The organism is Reichenbachiella sp., from assembly GCF_965223055.1.
Taxonomy (GTDB): Bacteria; Bacteroidota; Bacteroidia; order Cytophagales; family Cyclobacteriaceae; genus Reichenbachiella.
Genome location: NZ_CBDCVM010000003.1, coordinates 87084 through 103576, shown reverse-complemented (window position 1 = coordinate 103576; position 16493 = coordinate 87084). Strand labels below are relative to the sequence as shown.

The window sequence follows — 16493 nt, the reverse complement described above, 5'->3', positions numbered from 1 at the left end:
AAATTATGAACTTGTTTTCTTTCCTTTGTTTTTGCCATCTACCCACTTGCCATCCTTAACCTGACCCAAGTAATTCACAATTTTACTTTTTTCGTATTGTTTAGTGGCAAATTCTATTTCAGCCATGCTATTTCTACGCAATTTGATTGCAGAACTTGATCCTTTTGTTCTTAATTCAATGTAATATCCTTCTTTTAGCGCGACTGGTTTGGTTGCTGGTCTTCCTTTTTGCTTTTGCTCCGCCATACTTTAAATAATTCTAGTTTATTTCTCTAATCAACGTGAATTGTTGATTATTAGTTTCTTTATGGAATATAACCCGATTTTTCTAATTATCTAGATTTTGTACAATTCATTTCCATTTGTGTAGCAAAAAACGTACCTAAAAGGTCGTTTTGTCAAGTGCTGTACGATTTAATTCTTGGATTAGTTCAAATAAGCTCTGATCTGCTTTTTATATTACTACTGTCATTTGTTATCTTCACCGTCCACAAAAAACAATACCCAGATGAAAAATTTCAGTGTTAGCCTGACTTTAGGCGTTATCCTTTTCTCTTGCTCTCCAAAAGAAACACCCAAGCAAACCCCGTCAATAGATATGTCTGCTCGAGTAAATGAGTACGCAGAATATACTTTAACGGCCGATTTGAACGGTTTGTCTGATAATCAGCGTCAAATAATTCCTATGCTCATAGAAGTGTCTAAGATAATGGATGATCTATTTTGGAAGGAGGCTTATGGAGACAAAAATGCCTTGCTGAATAACTTGACAGATGATGATACCAGGCAGTTCGCTACAATAAACTATGGCCCATGGGATAGGCTGAGGGGCGATGAACCTTTTGTAGAAGGAGTTGGCGAAAAACCTGCCGGAGCGCAGTATTATCCTGTCGATATGACAAAAGAGGAGTTCGAGGCTTTCGATGACCCTAATAAAACAAGTCTTTATACACTAATTCGAAGGAATGAAGCTGGAGAATTGTTTACAGTTCCCTTCAATGAGGCTTTTGCTGAACAGGTGAAGCAAGCAGCGAGTTTGCTCAGACAGGCAGCTGAATTGGCTGATGATGAAGGATTCAGCACCTATTTGAATCTTCGGGCTGATGCTCTGTTGTCAGATGATTATTTGGCTAGTGACTTGCAATGGATGGATATGAAGTCGAATATGATCGACTTTGTAGTAGGACCGATAGAAAACTATGAAGATAAACTGTACAATTATAAAGCAGCTCATGAGGCCTATGTACTGATTAAAGACATGGAATGGAGCGAGCGTCTCGCTAAGTTCGTTTCATTCTTGCCAGAATTGCAAGAAAACCTTCCAGTGGATGAAGATTATAAAAGAGAGTCCCCAGGAACGGATTCAGACCTGAATGCCTATGATGTGATTTATTACGCTGGCGACTGTAATTCTGGTGGAAAAACCATTGCAATTAACTTACCAAATGATGAAAGAGTTCAGTTAGAAAAAGGAACGCGTAGGCTGCAGTTGAAGAATGCTATGAGAGCAAAATTCGACAAGATCATGGTACCGATCAATAATCTATTGATTGATGAGTCGCAAAGAAAGCACGTGACTTTCGATGCTTTTTTTGCCAATACTATGTTTCATGAAGTGGCACACGGCTTGGGAATCAAAAATACAATTGATGGAAGCGGAACTGTACGGCAAGCGCTCAAAGAGCATGGTTCTGCTTTGGAAGAAGGGAAAGCAGATATTCTTGGTTTATACATGGTGACACAATTACAGGAGAAAGGTGAAATCGAAGGAGAGTTGATGGACTACTACACCACTTTCTTGGCAGGTATTTTCAGATCTGTGAGGTTTGGTGCAAGCAGTGCACATGGCAAGGCCAATATGATTCGGTTCAACTACTTCAAAGAACAAAACGCCTTTAGTTACAATCCTGAAAATGGCACATACAAAGTGAATTTCGAAGAATTTCAAGCAGCTATGAACTCTCTGTCTGGAGTGATTTTGAAATTGCAAGGAGATGGAGACTACGCCGGAGTAGATGCGTTATTCCGAGAAAAAGGCATTGTTGGACCAGAATTACAAAAAGATTTGGATCGAGTGGGCGAAGCTGGAATTCCAAGAGACATTGTCTTCAAACAAGGTGTCGAGGTATTGGGTCTGCAATCTGACAATAGCTAAGCAACCTTGAAGCAAGTAATAGCATTGAGATGATATATAGGCCCGTTTGACCAACGGGCCTTTTCAATTACCTAAACCTTTAACAATGAAACTCAATTCAATTTTATTTTTTGCTATGTTCTGTTTGGTCTCATGCCAGCCCAAAAAATCAACCTCAAATAAAATATCAATTCGCGTGTTAAAGACTGACCAATCAGAAATTAGTTATTCCATATCTGGTGACGGAGAAATTACTTTTCTATTTGTTCATGGATGGAATATCAACAAATCTTACTGGGATCTACAACAGGAAAAATTCCATCAGAACTATCAAATCGTCGCTATGGATTTGCCAGGCTTTGGTGACTCGAAAAATCTGAAGTCAGTCTACACTATCGATGCCTATGCAAATGACATCAAAGCTTTAATCGATCACCTTGAATTGAGTAAAGTAATCTTGATCGGGCATTCGATGGGTGGCCGGATTATTTTAGAGGCGGCTCAAGGGAATGATAAGGTTATTGCAATGATTGGTGTAGATAACTATAAAGAAGTTCAACAAAAATTGAACGATGAGTTAAAGACTGAAGCCGATGGTTTTGTAGAATGGCTCAGCGCTGATTTTGCTAATAATTCGTCAGTTTATGCAGATCAATACTTGATTTTTGAAGGAATGGATAGTTTAGTGAGAAAAAGAATTGTCGAGGATTATAAAATAGCAAATCCTGACGCTTCCATACCAGCCATTCGAGCTTATTTGAATTATCCTTATTCTGAGCAGGAACGATTGGCTAATTTGAATGTGCCACTCTTTTTGATTTCTAGTGATATGTCACCAGTCGATACCGTTGGCTTGAAAAATACGGGATTGGATTTTAAAGTTTTTGAAATGAGTGAAACTGGTCACTTTCCTATGGTAGAGCAACCTGAAGTGTTCAATCAAAAACTGGAAGAAATTCTTAAAGAATTAAAGGCGAATGATTATAGATGAATGCTAACAACTGGTAAAAGACGACTCAATTCATCATGACAAAAGCACCCCAGTAGTAAGGAGATTCAAACTCCTCCTTCACTTTTTGTTGTGCTTTTCTGAATGCTATTTGCGGATCACCCAGTGTCATCCAATAGCCATAAAAGGAAGTCATCAATGCTTTGGTCGCGGCATCATTCACCTTCCAGAGACTCATGATTATTTTCTTAGACCCTGCCACCTGAAAAGAGCGTGAAAGTCCATAAACCCCTTCGCCGTTTATAATTTCTCCAGTACCTGTTTCACAGGCAGACATAATGACCAGGTCGGTGTTGTTTAAATTCATGTTCATGACTTCGTACGCATTGAGTATGCCATTATCTCCTGCATTCAAACTCAACTCTTCATTGTAAATGTTAGCCGCTCCAGTGAAGAGCAATCCAGATCGCAATAAAGGATTATTTTGAGCCTTCGAAACCTGCACGCCCATGATCATTCCTTTGTGGTTTGATAAGTCAGGAAGGAAAAAGCCGTGTGTTGCAATATGCAAGATGCCTGGGTTTTCGATTTTGATCATTTTAGATTTGGTGGCTTCTGTCTGTAGGTACATTTGCGTTTGAACATTTTCACTGTTCAAGGTAGCGTTGATCGCGATGAGTTCGTCCCGTGTACCTGGGAGTGGAGCAAATATTTCATCATTACCATATTCAGGATAGCCAATCAAAATGGCCTCTTTATTAGCATGAAAACTCAAATTTTCATTTCGAACTTCATCCATGTATTTTGTATTTGGAATCATGTTGTACTCCCTCTGATCAATCAAGTACTCGCCTGCTGGATTGAGTAAGGTGTTGATGTTGATACTATTGTACACTCCGTCTACAGATACAAAAACTTTAGAAGTCCCTGAGAGATGATCTTCGATTGGTGCCCAGTAGTTCTTATAGGACTGTTGGTCCTCCATTTTTAGCCTCACTAAATTCTTGTAAAGTTTTATGTATTTAGTTTCCAGCTCGTATCCATTGGTTAGTAGCACGAGCTGTGGCTCATCATAATGAGGCTTGAGTATAAAGGCTGCATAATGTACCTGACCGCGACTCTCTCCAAACTTTCGGGGTATGCGTACGATCTCTAAGGCAGATTCATCTGCTTTGAGCATATTTTTGGCAGCAGTAAATGAAGTGCTTGCTACCTTGGATCGTTCGAAGTCACTGGATAGTCGCGTTAGTTCTTTTTCCAGTTGGTTGGCTTTTGCCTCAAGTTCTGCGAGGTTGATTTTGTCTTCGGCAATGTCTTCTTTGGTAGAAGCATAATAGATGGCTAAGAGGCTTTTGGTTTGTCTGAACTCGTTGAAGAGTTCGATGAGTTCAGTGTTTCCACTATTCAAAATTGTTTGACGTGTACGAGTAGTGGAATTAATCAAAATACCTTTTGTTCTAATCTGGAGTTCATAAGCAGAACGAAGGACTTTAGGGTATTGACCAGCAATATCTACTGCAAAGGCCATATAATGATCTATGTTTGGCTTGAGTGCTTGCCAAAACTGGGTCTTTTCTGCCTCGCTCATCGATACAAACAAGTCATCCAATTGCTTTATATAACCATTAATGGACCGGTCCAGATTTTGTTTGGCTGAGGCCATATTTCCAAGCTGCCACTGACAAATTCCAATATAATTTAGGGTATTGAGCACGTCTTTATGTTCATCACCAAAGGCAGATTGAAGAATTTCTAGCGCTTTTCCGAAGGTGATTTTTGCTGATTCATAATCTTCTTGATACAGATAATAATCGGCCTTGTTTAGTATGGCTCTAGCTAATAATGGATGTTTCCCTCCATACTTTCTTTTGATGCCTGAAATAGTTTCCTCTAAAAATGGGAGAACGTTTTGATCTTTGTTGACTACTAACAGTGCCCCATAGTAGATCAGGATATTGTTATAGTCGGGGTGGTTGTCGAAGCCTTTTCGTTCCATTCCAGCCATAGCCGATTGGTACAGTTGACTTGCCAGTGTTGGATCACCTAACTCTTGTGCCAGAAGCGCTCTGTTGGTCATGATTCGCTCTGCATCTATGAAGTTGTCATACAGAGAACCTTCTGACAATTGCATGGCGGCGTCTAATCCAGCAATGGCTTTTTTCGTGCGCCCCAACTCAGCAAAGAGCATGGCTTGGTTGTTAAGTGCCACGACATATCGTTGAGAGTTTTTAGAGTATAATTTTTCAAGTGTGGGAACCACGTAATTGAAAATTCTTTCTGACTCCGCGTAGTCTCCAAGGTTCTTTTTGAGTACAGCTAGGTTGTGCAGGCTATTGATGAACTCAGGGCTGGTTCGACCCAATCGATCTCCTCGAACTTTGAGGCCTAGAAGCATCAGCTCTTCAGCTTTAATGAATTTACCTCTGGTCTGGTAGAGTAGCGCAGAAGCATTGACCAGGGCCGTAAACTCTTTAATCTGTTCGTTGTTTAATTTATCGTATTTCACAGCTGTAGAAAGGCCATAAGGTGACATTTTGAAACTGTCGGTCAATTTCATTTCAGACTCGCTGGGCATAAATCGCTTGAGTGAATACATGTAGCGACCGCTTGCGTTTAAGTAGTGTCCGGTATAATAGGCGCGATCACCAGATAGGAAAAAATCCTGGTGAATTTTTTTGATATCCATACCATCGTACACGATCTGTGTTTGATCAGCGAAGGAAATGGCATACTTCTGTTTTGTAGCCTCGCCTTTGTTGTAGGCCAGGTTTTGGGAATGCACAGTACTTGTAATTACAAGGAGGAATGCAATGAGAAGGGTAGCGCGAAAAGCCATATCAGAAAGAATAAGGAGCTGCCTCAAAAGTTTACTGTTAATGCTTCATCCCGTACCTGCGAGATGAAGCATTCTTAACATTTGCACCCAGGTTTAAAGTGTCACTTCTCCTAATAGTTATTAAGAGAAGTGAAATTATTATGCCTTTGAGACAGCGTTTTTTAGTATTATTTATAACAATCGTTCACGTACTCCTGCATTTTCATATCATCGTACGCTTTGACTGCCTTTTTAGTGTTTTTGTCCGCCTTCAGGTAAGTAATGCAACCCTCCAGTAGATATTCCCAGTTCTCCTTGTCAGCATGTGCCAACTCACCCGTAGTAGAATTGAACATGTTGAAATCTCTTCCTTTTTTAGCCAATTTAGGAATTTTGCCGGTTCCGTTGATCAAATTGTTGGCTAAGAAATTCAGACCTTCTGTAGCCGCATTACCTATGTTATAGGCAGCTTGTAATCCATTGTCCGATTTAGCGTCTAGACTACTTAAGTCAAAGTTAGTAGCCATTTGAAAGGCTGCTGCCTGCTGTGAAACTGCACCTCCGATATCAGAAGCTAATTGATTCGCAGCCATGGTCATGGCCATGTTTCCAAGCTTGCTAGAGTTATCTACGTATGGGTTATTTAGTAATGTTATTGGTGATTTCATTCCTTCAGATTTCACAAATACATCTTTGTTTTGAACGTACATCTGCCCATCTAAAACAAAATAGGCTATTGGAAGCGCATCCGTACCGCCATAACTGATTTTATTGTTGTCCTCATCGGTGAAATCAATCGATCGGGCCCACCAATCATTGTCTTCATTTAGGCTGATTGTACCTTCATATTTACGTCCAGATAGGTCCACAATATGTCCATTGATATTGTTGTTTTTTGCAGATGGAGCGTCCATCCCATAACCGGAAAATGCTTCGATCAGACTGATTTCCTGATTAGCTTCAGCTATGTCAGCCATAGGCACAATTTCAACTTCAGCATTGAGATTTTCTGCAAAATATACACCGTAATAGTTTCCAGGAGTTGGGAAATAAGCCAGATAGCCATTTTTACTTTTTCCATCTTTTGTTTTCAATGTACCTGGATGAAAGTTCATTTCCTCTACTGTGTATTTGATGTCTTGATTGTTGGTTAGTTTGTTGATGGTAAGGTCCGTCATGCCATAAGCAAAAATGTCGTCCATGTCCATTTTGACGGTAGATCCATCTACGTCCATATAGATTTCGTCCACCAGATCACTTTTGATTTTGGAGTCTGATTTCATTGAATTAATAACAACGAGCTGCATGGTGCCTTCCAATCTGTCTCCGTTATTTTTGACTACAAAACCAGGTAATTTTTTGGATTTTGATTTGCCCATAACTACGGCTGAGCCAGACATTACAAGATGTTTTGGAGCCAGATCCCATGGTAATATCCTACCGAATGCTTTGATGTCTTTTCGTTGAAATTCTTTTTCGATACCATATTCATCTACAAAAGTGAGTGTTTCAATGGCGAAAAAATTGTTTGCTGCCAAGGGGCTATCTGAAGAACGCCCTTCAATTAATATTTTGCCTTCAAGCGTTTCTCCACTGTGCAGCTGTACAAATCCTCGTTCCGGCTCGGCATTAGCTTTTCGCTTATCATTTTTCCAATCATAGTAGGAAAGTGGAGATTTGTTTTCAGGAATATTGATACTTAGTCCCCATTCTTTGAGAGACTTTACATTGAATTTATACTTTTGACCAGAAGCATCGGTCACATCCATTTTATTCTGTTTTTCATATTGTTTGATCGAAACTGAGCCTTCGATCTTGTTGCCATCTCTTAAAATAACATACCCTTGTTCGTAGTCATCAAAATAAGGAAGTGGGGTAGTTAGTCTGCCTGAAGATAATGGCATGTTTTGGGCATTTAATGATTCTGCTACGCAGAGACAAAATATTATTAACCAGAGGTTTGTTAAAGTTTTCATGTTTTTTGTAGTGTTTGTTTTAAAAATGATGCAATCATTGTTTCGTAAAGTAGAAGCATTACATCAGTATTTTGGAGGAATAGGGATGATCTGCGGATAATAGAGGATTAACAGACGAATTATGTATTTAGGATATACCTAATGCTACGGATTTCTCTGAATGTTGAATTATTGATTTACCTTTCTGAATTGATGGGTGGCTATAAGGCCAATAAACGCAAAACCAGCAAGCGTTAAAAACACCAGCTGATGTCCAAGTGCTCCTGGGTTTTCATCCAGTAAATACCCCATGAATGGCCCCATGAAAATGTCTGGAGTGAATCCAATGACTGAAATTATCCCTATAGAAGTTCCCGAGATATTTAGCGGAATCCGAGCTTCTTGTACCAAAGAAAAATAAAGTCCCCGCACTGCATATACACCAAGACAAGTAGAGATAATCGATAGGAGGTAATAGAAAGGTACTTCATCCGGTAGCCAGCCTGAACCAATAATTAATCCACTAAAAATCATAATGACGAACCCCCAGGAAATTACCTTGGAAGACTGACCTAGTCGATCCGCCAAAAAACCGGCAGTAATGGCCGCAATCATTCGCATCCAAAGAGCCAAAGCGCCGACTTGTGCAGACTGAACGTCGGAAAACCCCAGAATGTCACTAGCCAATAGAGAGAAGTCATCTGTTACTTTGTAGCCTACATAAGCACAAACGATGATTACAGCCTGATACCAGATCACTCTTTTGCTCAGCACCACTTTGAGTTGTTTCCAAGTGATTCTTTTGGAGGTATCGTCAGAAGTATCGGAGGAGTTCTTGAGAAAAACTCCAACCAAAACTCCAACCAAAATCACCCATCCAGCAAAGAAAAAAACTACTTGCTGAAAAGCATGTTGTTGTTCGGCTAAACTAGGTGACACCTGATCTGGGAGATAAAAAGCCAAAATACCCACAGCTATAGAGCCTACTAGAGCAGCCATCAATCCACGCCCACCTTCGAGTAGTCCGAAGGCTCTGGCTTGAAAGTCTTCTCCACCAATGATTCTGGTAGCTTTGAGCAGCGCCGCCCAAAATAGTAGGATAGTGGTAAGACCCCAAAAAGCATAGAGCCAGGAAAGCGCAGCAAATGAAGCAATAAAATTCATGGTAATACCCCCTAAGCCAGTAACAGCAAGTGCCACGGCAAGCAATGCTCTGGGAGAGAACCGATCAGCCAAAGGGCCACCAAAAAAATAGGAAACCATGGCTATAATTCCGTAGGCGGAAAACAAAGTGCCCAACTCCAGGTTGGTGATTTCAAAAACAGCCAGAAAAGTAGGTCGAAAAACACGAGCTAAAACAAAAGGTAGAAAAAAGATACTCTCACCAGCAAGAATCAACAACAGCAGTTGAAACATACGCTTAGTGGGTTTTGGTTTGTGAGAATAACGGTCTTGCATGAATAGACCAAATGTAGTGATATTATGTCAGGAGATGTAATAGGATGTTTGAAGGGGGTATTCAACAGCCTTTGCGATGCCTAGTATAGCAGCGGTTAACAAGTAGAGTTGCTCTTCTATTTTGGATTAAAATTTTCTAAGACTTGTTTTCTTTCCTCTTCTTTTTTGAGACGTTCGTAGACGTAAGGAGGGGAGGCTCTGACTTTGCAATTCTGTGCCATGCAGCGTTCACAAGTGTCATTCACCAGCTGGGTCTTAATGGCAGTATCGCCTAGAAACTTAATGGTGTTTCGTACCTTATCGTCTAGTTTGATGCCGAGTGCCAAGCTGTTGTTCATACCCTTGGTGGGTGTGAAGGGTTTGGCTAAAGAAAGCAATAAAAATTCTTCTCCTGTGTCGATATAGCGGGCGATTTGTGCGCCACCGATGATTTCCCCTGGTTTAGTCTTGTGTATTTCTTCCAATTCGTCCAGCATGGTGATAAACTTCCAGCGTCGACAAAAATGCTCTTGTAATGTAGTGCCTCGGGGTTGGTTGGTTCTCGAGAGATGCATCTCTTTCCCCAGATGATAATGATCCGTGCCTGGACGGTGATTGAATTTGAAAAAGAACAATTCATGGAATCCGAAGTATTCCGGGAGCAAATTGGTCATGCGCTGTAATACCATCTCTGGTGTCGTATTGTAGTGGCGCATGGTATCAATGAGTATGTTTTGATTCCACTGTTCACTAGAGAAAAAATCTTGCAAATCCTGCAGGAAATTTTTTCTATTAATTAAGACAGACGAGGCGAAATAGGAAGCTTTGAAGTCATTCAATACCTGATCAAAATTGTCGATTTTCACCCATGGAGTGGCCGTGTTTCTTTGCTTGAACTTCAGATAATTGAACCCAACTTCTTTGGCTAGATAGAATGCACGTTGCCTTTGGCTGAGCTCGCTGTTGAGTACAAGTTTTTTCCGGCGCTTCTCCTGGATCATCAGACTTCGTAAGTCGCTCAGTGACGAGTGTTCAGTAAAATCACTGTTGACCAGCTTGTAGTTGTATTTTTCGGTTAGATAGTTTTCAAACTCCGACTCAGGAATGTATTTGCCAGCCAATAGCCTTACTTCTTCTGAAAACTGTTCGGCAGCTTCTTCGATTTCCGGGAAGAAATTTTCATGGATTTCCTGATAGGAGCGTAAGACAGAGAAGTAAAAGGTTTCTACACGTACATCATAATTTCGACTCACCTCTAGCAATGTGCCAATAAATGCATTGAGTTTCGATGGGGCATTAGACAACAAATCCAACAGTCGGGATAATTCCAACCCAAACAAATCCAGCGGCAGCTCCGAGAGTATCCCTGAGTGCAAAAGTCGCGAAACTGGTGCTAATTTTTTGTTGAGTACTTCAGACTTGAGCTCCGTGGGCTTTACTTTTAGTGCATCAGCTAGAGCGATGAGCTTTTCTGACTTGGGGTATTTTTTGCCTTTTTCAATCTCATTCAAATAAGAAACTGAAATACCTGATAGGTCTGACAATTGCTGAAGTGAGAGCGAATGATTTTGTCTCAATTGCTTCAGCTTGATTCCAAAAATGAGTTTGACGTATTCTTTATTCAATGCCATAATGAATCATCAAAATAAGCAGAAAATTCAGTCTTGGCCATCTCTCCTGTTGATTTTCAATAAAATAGAGAGAATCACTTAAGTTCTTGGTCTTTGGCCAGCAGCTTCATCAAACTCACCAGATGCGCAAATAACACAGCAGGAACCACAAAGCCAGGTAACCAAATGAATGGAAAATGAAATACCGCAATATTAGGTTGGTCCATGGCGAATATTTGAAATGGAGTGGGAGTGGCCAGGATTGCGTGCGCCACGATGTTGATCAATAAGCCAAGTGTGATAAAATTCCATAAAATGGCACCAATGCGGCTTTTGCTTCTAAGGCCAACCATAAAAATGGCAACGAAAGGAGCCGAAACCCCGGATAGAATGTCATAATTGATGCCTTCGAAGGTAAGCAGATAAGGCACCAGTTGGCTACCGGCCAGCCACCAAAGCACAATCTCCACAGGGACGCGCACAATATGTAAGTAAGTCAATGTGGTGATAGGTATTCGCATCATAAAGGCACGAGATCGTTTGATAGACAGAAGAACCACTATGGTGATGATCGGAGGAGGGAGCACATAAAATAGCCTTGGTGGCATAGCTTCAAAATCGAGGAAAAAGTCGTAAAGTGCCAAAAGAGCAATCAAAAATAGCCAGACCATAATGAAGGTCGACGCAACGATTGCATTGTTATTGGACTTGGACTTTTGGGCTAGTTTAATACCGTAATAAAGGAACCCAAAGGTGGCAGCGACTGTGGCAAGAAATACGCCACTGACGTAGGAGGGAAGTTCACTCATAAGGTTTTTAATGATGTAGAACTAAGTTAATAATTATCTTGATATGTTTGTCAGTCCGCAATTATTTTTTGAATTGGATAAATACCTAAAAGTTGATTGATAGTAGTAACTGGCAGACATTTGTAGAATCATTAAAAACTGCTCTGAAAGCAGAGCCTTTGGGTATGCAAGCTCAAAAGGCGATGGCTCCACTGCCGGATGTTTCGCAACGGTTCGATCGAGAGAGTGCCAAGAAAGCACGTCAGAGCGCCGTGATGATTTTGCTCTATCAGGAGAAAGGTAAGGTTAGATTTCCGCTGATTGTAAGGCCACAATATCCAGGCGTGCATAGTGGTCAGATTGCGCTACCTGGTGGTAAATTTGAAGACGATGACAATGACTTGGTTTTTACTGCACTTCGGGAAACCCAAGAAGAGGTAGGGGTAGCTATGAATGAGGTGGAAGTGATCGGCCAGTTATCAGAACTGTATGTGCCACCCAGCAATTTCAACATCCTACCTGTGATCGGTTTAATGTCGAATACTCCTCAGTTTATTTTAGAAAAAAAGGAAGTAGAGGAATTGGTTATTGCGGATATCAATGTCTTGAATGACGAATCAAAAAGAAAACAAAAGCAAATGACTTTCTACAGCGGACTTCATGTAGATGTGCCTTATTTTGATATTGAAGAAAAGGTAGTGTGGGGAGCTACGGCTATGATCCTGAGCGAATTTGCTACTATTATAAACAACATAAACAGCAAAAAATGAATGAATCTACCGCTTTGATCACCAACGATGCCGTGGTCTTTGGACTATTGATGGTTTTACTAGGAATTGTTTTTAAAACAAACGCTTCGTCGCATCCTTTTTGGAAAAAAATCTATGGCATCTTTCCATCTGTACTGGTGTGCTATTTTCTACCATCAGTTTTCAATTCACTAGGAATCATAGACGGAAATAATTCGAAGTTATATTTCGTGGCGTCCAGATACATGCTGCCAGCGGCCTTAGTACTGCTTACCTTAAGTACCAATTTTAAAGAAATAAAAAAGCTAGGTTCCAAAGCCATTATCATGTTCTTGACGGGTACATTGGGTATAGTGATTGGTGGGCCTATCGCGTTGTTAGTGATGGGTTGGATCGCTCCTGATGTGATTGGGGCTAGTGCAGAAGATGTGTGGCGCGGTATGACTACTGTGGCTGGAAGCTGGATCGGTGGTAGTGCCAACCAGGCAGCCATGAAGGAAGTTTTTGAAGTAGGTGATGTAATCTTCTCAAAAATGGTAACAGTCGATATTCTTGTGGCCAATGTCTGGATGGCTATTATATTGATTGGTGCCGGGAAGTCGAAAATGGTAGATAAGATTTTTAAGGCGGATGCCTCGGCCATTGATGAAGTTAAAACAAGAATAGAAGAATATAGTGCGAGTATTGCCAAGATGCCCACACTCACCGATTTCATGACTATTCTGGCGATTGGCTCTGGAGCTACTGGAATGGCTCACTTGCTCAGTGATATCATAGCCCCATACTTAGCTACGAATTATCCGGAATTGGCTACATATAGTTTGACTAGCGGATTCTTTTGGATCGTTGTAATTGCTACGGCTATTGGACTGAGTCTTTCATTTACCAAATATAGAAATCTGGAGGGTGTAGGTTCTACTCGTGTGGGAAGCGCATTCATCTATGTTATAATTGCCACTATTGGTATGCACATGGACGTCATGGCCATTTTTGAATCTCCGGGACTTTTCTTAGTAGGAATTATCTGGATGCTCGTACATGTGATATTACTATTGGGAGTTGCAAAGTTGATCAGAGCGCCATTCTTTTTTGTGGCGGTGGGTAGTCAGGCCAACGTTGGAGGAGCGGCATCAGCCCCTGTGGTTGCTGCAGCGTTTCATCCATCACTCGCTCCAGTGGGTGTTTTGTTGGCCGTATTGGGCTATACCTTAGGTACTTACGCGGCCTATTTATGTGGTCTACTGATGCAGGCAGCTTCAGTAAATTAATTTTTTACTAAATCCAGATATAAACTTTATCTCGTAGATACGTGTATGTACATGTATTGACTGTTATATGCTTATGAGAATTGGAATTTTGACCATAATGTTAGTGGTATTTTTGGCTTGTTCAGACAATCAAGAGGTGGATTGCAGCCTGTCTGATTTGGAGTTGATCGTTTCAGGAAACGAAAATGCAGATTGTAACGAAGGCGCTATGATAACACTGGAAGCCAATGGAGGCGAAGGGCCTTATTTGTATCGATTTGATGGCTCTCCATTTCAAGACTTGACGGAGTTTAATGGCATTCCCTTAGGAGGACCTTTTCTGGCTGAGGTGAAAGATGCCAATGGTTGCGAGGTTACGTTGGAAGTAGCAGTCTCTGGAGATGAAAATACAGTTTCGTTTAGTGCTTCTACAGCTGTGGCGGGTTGTGGTTCGGCTGATGGATCGATAGAGGTCACCGCTTCTGGTGGTGACGACAGCTATCAATACCGTTTAGAAAATGGTGAATTTGGATCTGATACTTCCTTTTCAGGATTGGAATCAGGAATCTATCAGGTGAGCGTTAAAGATGGGACTGGATGTATCAATGTGAAAGGCATCAAAGTGCTTTCCGGGATCAGTTATGAAAACAGTGTAGAGCCCATCATCATCGGGAGTTGTGCTACTACAGGTTGTCATGTGAGTGGCACTGGCAGGGTAAATCTGACTGTGTTTGAAAATGTGCAATCAAATGCAGAATCAATTAAAACGAGGGTTCTAAATGGAAGTATGCCTAAGGATGACAAACTCACTGATGCTGAAATTGAGGCCATAGTTTGTTGGATTGACGATGGGGCATTAAACAACTAAGCCATGAAAAAATCAGCTTTGGTATTTGTTTTCCTCATTTATGGATTTTTAGCATCTGCTCAAAAGTATGTGAGTGATCAAAGTCGTGTACATTTCTATTCCAGTGCACCTGTGGAGGATATTGAAGCTGTGAATGAACAATCTAAGAGTGCCTTGGATTTGTCCAACGGAGGGTTTGCTTTCTCCATTCCTAGTAATCAATTTCAGTTCAAAAAATCATTGATGCAAGAGCATTTCAATGAGAATTATATGGAATCAGAGAAGTACCCCAAAGCTACATTCACTGGTAAGGTGAAAGACTGGGAGTTGTTTGAAGGAGAGCGACAAGTAGTGGCCTCCGGTGATTTGACTATCCATGGAGTGACCAAAATTGTAGATATTCCTGCACAACTCAATATTAAGCAAGATCAGTTGATAGTAGATAGTGTTTTTCCTGTGGCTTTGGCTGAATTTAAAATTAAAATTCCCAAGGCGCTGTTTTACAACATCGCTGATACTGTCGAAGTAACAGTTCACTTCGAGTACAAACCTTTAACCAAATAAACTTATGAGAAGCTTAACAGTTTTTTTTCTATTCTGTTCTATTCACGTGTTCGCACAGGATGACCTCATGTCATTGTTGGAGGATGAAGAAAAAAATCAAAAAGTAGAAGCCACCTTTAAGAGTACAAGATTGATCAGCGGGCAGACCACTGAGATGCGTTCCGCGGGTATCCTAGACTTTGTGATTTCTCACCGATTTGGTACGGTCAACCAAGGTATCGAACAATTTTATGGCTTGGACGATGCGTATATCCGCCTGGGTTTGGACTATGGCATTACCGATCGATTGAACGTAGGGATTGGTCGCTCTTCCTTTCAGAAAGTTGTAGATGGGTCATTCAAGTATAAAATATTGATTCAACAGACGGGGGAGAGATCTGTACCCATTTCATTGGTAGCATTCACAAGTTTGGCTATTAAAACGGGCGATGGGGCATTTACTGACCCAACTGTTGATCACCCTTTTAGTGATCGCCTGTATTCCACCTTCCAGTTGTTGGTTTCTCGGAAGATGAATTCCAACATGTCGTTACAATTCATGCCGACCTATGTTCATAGAAATCTGGTGCCTTCAGGAGAATATCCAAATGATGTAATTGCTTTAGGTGTAGGTGGGCGATATAAGATCAGCAAAAGAGTGGCCATCAATGCAGAATGGTTTCCTCAGGTGACTAAAAAAGGACCAGAAGTTACAGATGCGCTGTCATTTGGTGTAGATATTGAGACTGGCGGTCATGTCTTCCAAATCCACCTCACAAACTCGCGTTCTATGATTGAACAGGGATTCATTTCCGAAACCACAGGTAGCTGGGGAGATGGAGATATTCACATTGGATTTAATATCTCCAGGGTGTTTGATTTATCGTCTAATAAATAGAATTTTCTATTTTATAGAATACAGTCGGATTTCCTTCTATAGTTCGAGATTCTACTTCATTCAAACCGAGACTTTCACAAACATGGATAGACGGACTATTAAGATTGTCCATGGATGCTATCAGATAGTCGTATTGTAGAGTTTCAAAAGCATATTTGATAATGGCTTGACTCGCCTCTCTGGCATATCCATTTCCATGGTAGTTGGGATCAATTACATAGAGGAGTTGTGGTTGAGGCTCCTCAAAGAAATTCCATAAGCCACAGTACCCAACAATCGTTTCATCTTGAGTTAAGATTTTCCAAAGTCCCCATTTTTTGAGTTTGAAACAATCGATGGATTCATTGATGATATCGTTTGACAAGGATAGAGGAATGACTTCATCGTCCCACAGATATTTACGAACCTGTGGATCAATATTGAGAATGTAAAACCATTCACTGTCATCTTTGGTTATAGGGCATAGTTGTAGTCTCTGGGTGGTCAATTGCATGATATAAAGTTATTAACAATAGAAATAT

14 protein-coding genes are annotated in these 16493 nt (G+C 40.8%); 7 read left to right on the top strand and 7 right to left on the bottom strand.

All coding sequences use genetic code 11. From position 1 onward, the window contains the following. Nucleotides 1-3: 3 nt before the first annotated feature. Nucleotides 4-246 carry a hypothetical protein gene (locus ACOQO5_RS00875; protein WP_420579786.1) on the bottom strand — a complete coding sequence of 81 codons (243 nt, stop codon included), beginning with the start codon at nucleotides 244-246 and terminating at the stop codon, nucleotides 4-6. Between the two features lie 262 nt (nucleotides 247-508). On the opposite strand from ACOQO5_RS00875, the gene ACOQO5_RS00870 reads away from it, so the two are divergent. Beyond that, entirely contained in the window at nucleotides 509-2155 is a 1647-nt protein-coding gene (locus ACOQO5_RS00870) for a dipeptidyl-peptidase 3 family protein (RefSeq protein WP_420579785.1), read from the top strand. 175 nt (nucleotides 2156-2330) lie between these two features. Then, entirely contained in the window at nucleotides 2331-3125 is a 795-nt protein-coding gene (locus ACOQO5_RS00865) for an alpha/beta fold hydrolase (protein ID WP_420579784.1), read from the top strand. 25 nt (nucleotides 3126-3150) lie between these two features. Here the strand turns inward: ACOQO5_RS00865 and ACOQO5_RS00860 are convergent, their stop codons facing one another. The 5 genes from ACOQO5_RS00860 to ACOQO5_RS00840 form a co-directional block, all read right to left on the bottom strand. After that, nucleotides 3151-5946 (bottom strand): CHAT domain-containing protein, encoded by a 2796-nt coding sequence (locus tag ACOQO5_RS00860; protein ID WP_420579783.1) that lies wholly within the window; start codon nucleotides 5944-5946, stop codon nucleotides 3151-3153. Between the two features lie 140 nt (nucleotides 5947-6086). Continuing rightward, entirely contained in the window at nucleotides 6087-7802 is a 1716-nt protein-coding gene (locus ACOQO5_RS00855) for a hypothetical protein (RefSeq protein ID WP_420579782.1), read from the bottom strand. Between the two features lie 240 nt (nucleotides 7803-8042). Continuing rightward, entirely contained in the window at nucleotides 8043-9269 is a 1227-nt protein-coding gene (locus ACOQO5_RS00850; RefSeq protein WP_420579781.1) for an MFS transporter, read from the bottom strand. 158 nt (nucleotides 9270-9427) lie between these two features. Further along, nucleotides 9428-10921: a helix-turn-helix domain-containing protein gene (locus tag ACOQO5_RS00845; RefSeq protein ID WP_420579780.1), complete on the bottom strand. Its 1494-nt coding sequence runs from the start codon at nucleotides 10919-10921 to the stop codon at nucleotides 9428-9430. A 74-nt stretch (nucleotides 10922-10995) separates the two neighbouring features. Then, nucleotides 10996-11709, bottom strand: coding sequence for a hypothetical protein (locus ACOQO5_RS00840; protein ID WP_420579779.1), 714 nt, complete (start codon nucleotides 11707-11709; stop codon nucleotides 10996-10998). Nucleotides 11710-11801: 92 nt separating this feature from the next. On the opposite strand from ACOQO5_RS00840, the gene ACOQO5_RS00835 reads away from it, so the two are divergent. The 5 genes from ACOQO5_RS00835 (at nucleotide 11802) to ACOQO5_RS00815 (ending at nucleotide 15972) form a co-directional block, all read left to right on the top strand. Further along, entirely contained in the window at nucleotides 11802-12458 is a 657-nt protein-coding gene (locus ACOQO5_RS00835; RefSeq protein ID WP_420579778.1) for an NUDIX hydrolase, read from the top strand. Continuing rightward, nucleotides 12455-13705: a DUF819 domain-containing protein gene (locus ACOQO5_RS00830; RefSeq protein ID WP_420579777.1), complete on the top strand. Its 1251-nt coding sequence runs from the start codon at nucleotides 12455-12457 to the stop codon at nucleotides 13703-13705. The genes ACOQO5_RS00835 and ACOQO5_RS00830 overlap by 4 nt, the downstream gene beginning before the upstream one ends. 73 nt (nucleotides 13706-13778) lie before the next feature. Continuing rightward, on the top strand, nucleotides 13779-14552 hold the full coding sequence (locus ACOQO5_RS00825; RefSeq protein WP_420579776.1) for a hypothetical protein: 774 nt from the start codon (nucleotides 13779-13781) through the stop codon (nucleotides 14550-14552). 3 nt (nucleotides 14553-14555) lie between these two features. Beyond that, nucleotides 14556-15095 carry a YceI family protein gene (locus ACOQO5_RS00820; RefSeq protein ID WP_420579775.1) on the top strand — a complete coding sequence of 180 codons (540 nt, stop codon included), beginning with the start codon at nucleotides 14556-14558 and terminating at the stop codon, nucleotides 15093-15095. 4 nt (nucleotides 15096-15099) lie between these two features. Then, nucleotides 15100-15972: a DUF5777 family beta-barrel protein gene (locus ACOQO5_RS00815; protein WP_420579774.1), complete on the top strand. Its 873-nt coding sequence runs from the start codon at nucleotides 15100-15102 to the stop codon at nucleotides 15970-15972. Here ACOQO5_RS00815 and ACOQO5_RS00810 read toward each other — a convergent pair. Then, nucleotides 15962-16465, bottom strand: a complete 504-nt coding sequence (locus ACOQO5_RS00810; protein ID WP_420579773.1) for a GNAT family N-acetyltransferase — start codon at nucleotides 16463-16465, stop codon at nucleotides 15962-15964. The genes ACOQO5_RS00815 and ACOQO5_RS00810 overlap by 11 nt on opposite strands. Nucleotides 16466-16493: the final 28 nt, after the last annotated feature.

Bases quoted from the DNA above. Each gene is read 5' to 3' on its own strand.
- ACOQO5_RS00875 (WP_420579786.1), bottom strand. From the start codon at position 246: ATGGCGGAGCAAAAGCAAAAAGGAAGACCAGCAACCAAACCAGTCGCG.
- ACOQO5_RS00870 (WP_420579785.1), top strand. From the start codon at position 509: ATGAAAAATTTCAGTGTTAGCCTGACTTTAGGCGTTATCCTTTTCTCT.
- ACOQO5_RS00855 (WP_420579782.1), bottom strand. From the start codon at position 7,802: ATGCCATTATCTTCAGGCAGACTAACTACCCCACTTCCTTATTTTGAT.
- ACOQO5_RS00850 (WP_420579781.1), bottom strand. From the start codon at position 9,269: ATGTTTCAACTGCTGTTGTTGATTCTTGCTGGTGAGAGTATCTTTTTT.
- ACOQO5_RS00845 (WP_420579780.1), bottom strand. From the start codon at position 10,921: ATGGCATTGAATAAAGAATACGTCAAACTCATTTTTGGAATCAAGCTG.
- ACOQO5_RS00840 (WP_420579779.1), bottom strand. From the start codon at position 11,709: ATGAGTGAACTTCCCTCCTACGTCAGTGGCGTATTTCTTGCCACAGTC.
- ACOQO5_RS00830 (WP_420579777.1), top strand. From the start codon at position 12,455: ATGAATGAATCTACCGCTTTGATCACCAACGATGCCGTGGTCTTTGGA.
- ACOQO5_RS00825 (WP_420579776.1), top strand. From the start codon at position 13,779: ATGAGAATTGGAATTTTGACCATAATGTTAGTGGTATTTTTGGCTTGT.
- ACOQO5_RS00820 (WP_420579775.1), top strand. From the start codon at position 14,556: ATGAAAAAATCAGCTTTGGTATTTGTTTTCCTCATTTATGGATTTTTA.
- ACOQO5_RS00815 (WP_420579774.1), top strand. From the start codon at position 15,100: ATGAGAAGCTTAACAGTTTTTTTTCTATTCTGTTCTATTCACGTGTTC.
- ACOQO5_RS00810 (WP_420579773.1), bottom strand. From the start codon at position 16,465: ATGCAATTGACCACCCAGAGACTACAACTATGCCCTATAACCAAAGAT.